The organism is Burkholderia sp. Se-20378 (assembly GCF_017104665.1).
GTDB lineage: Bacteria > Pseudomonadota > Gammaproteobacteria > Burkholderiales > Burkholderiaceae > Burkholderia > Burkholderia lata.
Genome location: NZ_JAAGPG010000996.1, coordinates 1 through 1,245, shown reverse-complemented (window position 1 = coordinate 1,245; position 1,245 = coordinate 1). Strand labels below are relative to the sequence as shown.

At 66.4% G+C, this 1,245-nt stretch carries 1 protein-coding gene; it reads right to left on the bottom strand.

What is annotated here, in order from left to right; genetic code table 11:
* Positions 1-12: 12 nt before the first annotated feature.
* Positions 13-1,095 carry an ABC transporter ATP-binding protein gene (locus G3N93_RS39665; protein WP_174987570.1) on the bottom strand — a complete coding sequence of 361 codons (1,083 nt, stop codon included), beginning with the start codon at positions 1,093-1,095 and terminating at the stop codon, positions 13-15.
* Positions 1,096-1,245 lie beyond the last annotated feature (150 nt).

Below are 1,245 nucleotides of genomic sequence, written 5' to 3'. Positions count from 1 at the left end.
GGGCTGTCCCATTCAAGCCACCCCGCTCATCACGCGCACTGCATCGCTGTGCCAGTCGATGCCGACCGGCGCGCCTTCCTCGAGCGGCTCCGCGCCCTCGTTCTGGCAGCACACGAGCACTTCGCCGAGTGCGCTGTCGACGCGGTACAGCCACTGGCTGCCGAGGAAGAAGCGGCTCGTGACGGTCGCGGCGAAGCGGCCGGCATCGGGCGCGCACAGCCGCAGCTTCTCCGGACGGATGCAGACCGACACCGCATCGCCGACGCATACGTCGCGCTCGCGCGGCGGCAGGTGCGCGGTGTGGCCGGTTTCGGCGAGCCCGTGCCCGAGGTCGATGCGGATCGCGTCGCCGTCGTGCGCGACGACCGTGCCGGGCAGCAGGTTCGCCTTGCCGATGAATTGCGACACGAAGCGGCTTTCCGGGCGCTCGTACGCACGGTACGGCGTATCGGTCTGCGTGATGCGGCCGGCTTCCATCACGACCACGCGATCGCTGATCGACAACGCTTCCGACTGATCGTGCGTGACCATGATCGTCGTCGTGCCGATCTTGCGCTGGATCGCGCGCAGCTCGAACTGCATGTCCTCGCGCAGCTTCGCGTCGAGGTTCGACATCGGTTCGTCGAGCAGCAGCACCGGCGGTTCGATCACGACCGCACGCGCGATCGCGACGCGTTGCCGCTGGCCGCCCGACAGCTCGCGCGGAAAGCGGTGCGCGAGGGCATCGAGCCGCACGAGCGCGAGCGCGGCGCGGATGCGCTCCGTGCGCTCGGCCTTGTCGACGCCGCGCATGTCGAGGCCGAAGCCGACGTTTTCCGCGACGCTCATGTGCGGAAACAGCGCATAGCTCTGGAACACGATGCCGAGCCCGCGCCGGTTCGGCTTCAGGTGCGTGATGTCCTGCCCGTCGAGCGCGATGCGCCCGCGCGTGACGTCGACGAAGCCGGCGATCATCTGCAGCGTGGTGGTCTTGCCGCAGCCCGACGGCCCGAGCAGCGATACGAATTCGCCTTGTTCGACCGACAGGTTGACGTCGGCGACGGCGGTGAGGTCGCCGAAGGTTTTCGTTAGATCCGTAAGCGTGAGAAACGACATGGGAAGCTCCGGGTTCGCACACCGCGTGGCCGGTGTGCCGATGACGCGGACTCTAGCCAGCCATATTTCGGAGCGTCAATTTCGAATTCTGCTGAACGGGATGAATTTCTAAAAAATTCCGATGAACGGAATGGATCGCATCGCGGCATA

Bases quoted from the DNA above. Each gene is read 5' to 3' on its own strand.
- G3N93_RS39665 (WP_174987570.1), bottom strand. From the start codon at position 1,095: ATGTCGTTTCTCACGCTTACGGATCTAACGAAAACCTTCGGCGACCTC.